Source organism: Aliivibrio finisterrensis (assembly GCF_008933155.1).
GTDB lineage: Bacteria > Pseudomonadota > Gammaproteobacteria > Enterobacterales > Vibrionaceae > Aliivibrio > Aliivibrio finisterrensis.
On the sequence record NZ_WBVP01000044.1, the window covers coordinates 1 to 3,823 of the forward strand.

5 protein-coding genes are annotated in these 3,823 nt (G+C 37.4%); 4 read left to right on the forward strand and 1 reads right to left on the reverse strand.

All coding sequences use genetic code 11. The annotated features are described in order from the left end of the window. Positions 1-423: hypothetical protein (locus F8B77_RS17125; RefSeq protein WP_244298277.1), on the forward strand; the 423-nt coding region annotated here is incomplete at its 5' end. Between the two features lie 1,035 nt (positions 424-1,458). On the opposite strand, the gene F8B77_RS17140 is transcribed toward F8B77_RS17125, so the two are convergent. Further along, positions 1,459-1,653: a hypothetical protein gene (locus F8B77_RS17140; RefSeq protein WP_151656861.1), complete on the reverse strand. Its 195-nt coding sequence runs from the start codon at positions 1,651-1,653 to the stop codon at positions 1,459-1,461. Positions 1,654-1,784: 131 nt separating this feature from the next. Between F8B77_RS17140 and F8B77_RS17145 the strand changes: the two genes are divergently transcribed. The 3 genes from F8B77_RS17145 (at position 1,785) to F8B77_RS17160 (ending at position 3,122) form a co-directional block, all read left to right on the forward strand. Beyond that, a complete protein-coding gene (locus F8B77_RS17145) occupies positions 1,785-2,054 on the forward strand; it encodes a type II toxin-antitoxin system TacA family antitoxin (RefSeq protein WP_061014470.1) in 270 nt (89 codons plus the stop codon). Beyond that, positions 2,051-2,581, forward strand: coding sequence for a GNAT family N-acetyltransferase (locus tag F8B77_RS17150; RefSeq protein WP_151656864.1), 531 nt, complete (start codon positions 2,051-2,053; stop codon positions 2,579-2,581). Before F8B77_RS17145 ends, F8B77_RS17150 begins: the two co-directional genes overlap by 4 nt. 151 nt (positions 2,582-2,732) lie before the next feature. Next, positions 2,733-3,122, forward strand: coding sequence for a hypothetical protein (locus tag F8B77_RS17160; protein WP_151656869.1), 390 nt, complete (start codon positions 2,733-2,735; stop codon positions 3,120-3,122). The last annotated feature ends 701 nt before the right edge of the window (positions 3,123-3,823 follow it).

Below are 3,823 nucleotides of genomic sequence, written 5' to 3' on the forward strand. Positions count from 1 at the left end.
ATCGTACAAGGAGGTACAATGTATAAATTACGAAAACTGGAAGGTGAGCAAGATTGGCTAGATGCGGATGGAATTAAGATTTATACCATTTCAGCAAATGAAGAACCAATCAATATGGTCGCTTTTCATCAACGACTAACAGAGGTTAAATCTGAAATAACTCTCGAATGGGATCAAACTGCTGCGTTCGTTATTTTTCATAATGGTGCAAGTTGTAAGTATTTGGTTTTAGCTTGGTGGGGTAATGATAATGAATTATTTACGTCAGTATCAGTTCAAGTTAATGGGGTCTGGGTTGTAGACCCAACTAAATATTCGTTTTGCCTTTATGATATTGAAGTCATGTGGAAGGAGCGTAATATCTACATAGAAACAATCGATTGTGAAAGTCCGTCATTGGTTAAGTATCGCACTAGCCGTTAGATGTACGTTTAACAAAGCAATCAACACGATGCTATTACACTCGGCATTCGCGGTTTAAAGTGTAATTGGCTTGGTAAGTAAATCGTTCGCACGTGTTATTGCGGCGTTGTGCGTACTGAGTCCGAAATTTTTTGCACGGTTCATCAATAGAATCGCGGCTTTCGTAGTTTCGGCTTAGTAAGCGTAAATTTCTTCTTTGTTACCTTTTGGTTTTCATTTCATTAGGTTCGGCAAATTAACCCTTATTTCCCCAAGTTCAGGCGTTTCAGAAGCTATTTTACGCTTCAATTGTTCTTTGGTTATGCCTCATTTTAGTCTGCATCAGTGTTTTCCTCGTAATATTTCCAATCCCAATTATGGCGAGTGTATTTAGTTTTTCAGTTCCAAACTTGCTGAAACCAAGTCGTTCAAATGGTGTAAAAAATGTATCTGTTTTCCATTTACTTTATCTCGCAATTTAAGAACATTTTGTTCGCTTAATTGCTATTGGTAAATTAAAATCAAGGCATTAAAAAATCTTGGCAGGGCAGTTCTTTACCAAGTTAGCCAAGCCGAAAATAAGCACGCACAACAATCGCATCAACACGATTTATTACACTCGGCATTCTGGGTTTACCTTTAGTTTTGTGATTAAGGCGGTTAATTCAGGTTGATTTGCATAGTAATAAACGTGTTATGCAGGCGTTGTGCGTACTGAGTCCGAAATTTTTTGCACGGTTCATCAAAAGGATCGAGGCTTTCGTAGTTTCGGCTTAGTAAGTGTGAATTTCTTCTTTGTTGCCTTTTGGTTTCCGTATTATCAGGTTCGGCAAATTAGCCCTTATTTCCCTAAGTTCAGGCGTTTCAGAAGCTATTTTATGCTTCAATTGTTCTTTGGTTATGCCTCATTTTAGTTTGCATCAGTGTTTTCTTCTCAGTATTTTCAATCCCAGTTGTGGAAAGGATATTTGGTTTATCAGTTCCAAATCTGTTGAAACCAAGCCGTTCAAATGGCGTAAGAAATGTATCTGTTTTCCATTTACTTTATCTCGCAATTTAAGAACATTTTGTTCGCTTAATTACTACCGGTAAATTAAAATTAGGGCTTAGAAAATCTTGGCAGGGCAGTTCTTTACCAAGCTGGCCAAGCCGAAAGTAAGCACGCACAACAATCGCATCAACACGATGCTTATTACATTCGGCGTTTTTGGTTTGAAGTGTAATTGGTTTGGTAACGTTGGTCGTTAGCACGTGTTATGCAAGCGTTATATTCACAAAGCTTAAAAATTAAATCCGTATTAGCTCCGTACAATTTGCACTTTGGTCGTTTAAATCTTATACTCAGGTTAATTACGGAATTACTCCGTACAATTGGAGGTTTTATGGCTACTGCAAGACTTGATATCCGCTTGGATGAAGAAATCAAAGCTAAGGCTGAGAAAGCTTCAGCTTTACTTGGTTTAAAAAGCTTAACGGAATATGTTGTTCGTCTAATGGACGAAGATTCAACTCAGGTAATTTCTGAGCATGAAAGCATCACTGTTGAAGCAAATGTATTTGATCAATTCATGATTGCTTGTGACGAGGCTAAGGCTCCGAATAACGCATTACTTGAAGCGGCAGCATTTACTAAAAGTGGTGAGTTTAAGTGAGTTATTCCAAAACTTTCAAAGAGTTGGATAAATCACAGCACGATAGAGCATCATTTGACTGTGGGGAAAAAGAGTTAAATGATTTTATCCAAACTCAAGCTGCTAAACATATGCAAGCAGGTATCAGCCGCACAATGGTTTTGCCTGCTTCAGTGCCATTACCAAATCAGAAATATCCAATTTGTTCATTTTATAGTATTGCGCCAAGTTCGATTAGCCGTGATACGTTGCCACAAGCGATGGCTAAAAAATTACCACGCTATCCAGTTCCTGTTTTCCTTTTAGCTCAACTTGCAGTTCATAAAGAATTTCATGGAAGTGGGCTAGGTAAAGTTAGCTTAATCAAAGCTCTCGAATACCTTTGGGAAATTAACTCTCACATGAGAGCTTATGCCATTATTGTTGATTGTTTAACTGAACAAGCTGAATCATTCTACGTAAAATATGGTTTCGAGGTTCTTTGTGAAATCAATGGTCGAGTAAGAATGTTCATTCCGATGAAAACAGTCGGTCAGTTATTCACTTAGACGTAAGAGTGAATATAACAAATACATCAACACGATTTGCTACATTCGGCATTCTAGGTTTCTTTGAGTTTACCGTATTAAGTGGTAAATTTGGGCTTAATCTGCATGGTAGCAAACGTGTTATGCAGGCGTTATGCAAAATGGAGGTGTTATGTTTATCAATTGGCTTAAAAAATATTTTTCGATAGAAAAAAGAATTGAATCTCATCCAAAATTTAGAGATGCATTTAAGATCGTAGGGTATGTTTTAGCTGGTGATAATACAACAATGGTCGAAGGTGTTGAAGCACAATATTCAAAAGCAGTCTTAATATTGTGTGTTCGTGATGCTCAAGAATATTATCAAGTTTGGGAGTCGGAAGAATATCTATACCATGAAGATGCATTGAATGTATTAAAAGCTGAATGCGGTCGTATTTCTGAGTCTATCGACAAACGAATTGAAATTTGTGATTTTTCGTCTAAAACAGAAAACCATGAAGTTGTTGATGTCTATAATGAAAATAACCGACAATATATTTTAGAATCAACAAATCTGTGAGATATCGCATAACAAATGCATCAACACGATTTGCTACACTCGGCGTTGTCAGTTTGCCTTTAGTTTCAGTGATTAAGGCGTTAAAATTCAACTAAGTCTGTATCGTAGCAAACGTGTTATGCAGGCGTTGTGCGTACTAAGCCCGAAATTTTTTGCACGGTTCATCAATAGAAACGAAACTTTTGTAAACGCTATTTAGTTATCGCAAATCCTCTTCTTTGTTACCTTTTAGTATTCGTATTATCAGGTTCGGCAATTAAGCATTGTCGGTCTAAGTTCAGGTGTTTCAGAGGCATTTTTACGCTTCAATGGTTCTTTGGTATTGCTTCATTTTAGCCTGCATCCGTGTTTTCCTCGCCGCATTTTCAATCCCAATTGTGGTTAGGATATTTGGTTTTTTAGTTCCAAACTAGCTGAAACCAACCCGTTCAAATGGTGTAAAAAATGTATCTGTTTTCCATTGATTTTATCTCGCAATTTAAGAACATTTTGTTCGCTTAATCGGCATCGGTAAATTAGAATCAGGGCTTGGAAAATATTGGCCAGGCAGTTCTTTACCAAGTTGGCCAAGCTGAAAGAGAGTCCGCACAACAATCGCATCAACACGATTTATTACACTCGGCGTTCTGGGTTTACCTTGGGTTTCGTGATTAAGGCGATTAATTCAGGTTGGTTGGCATAGTAATAAACGTGTTATGCAA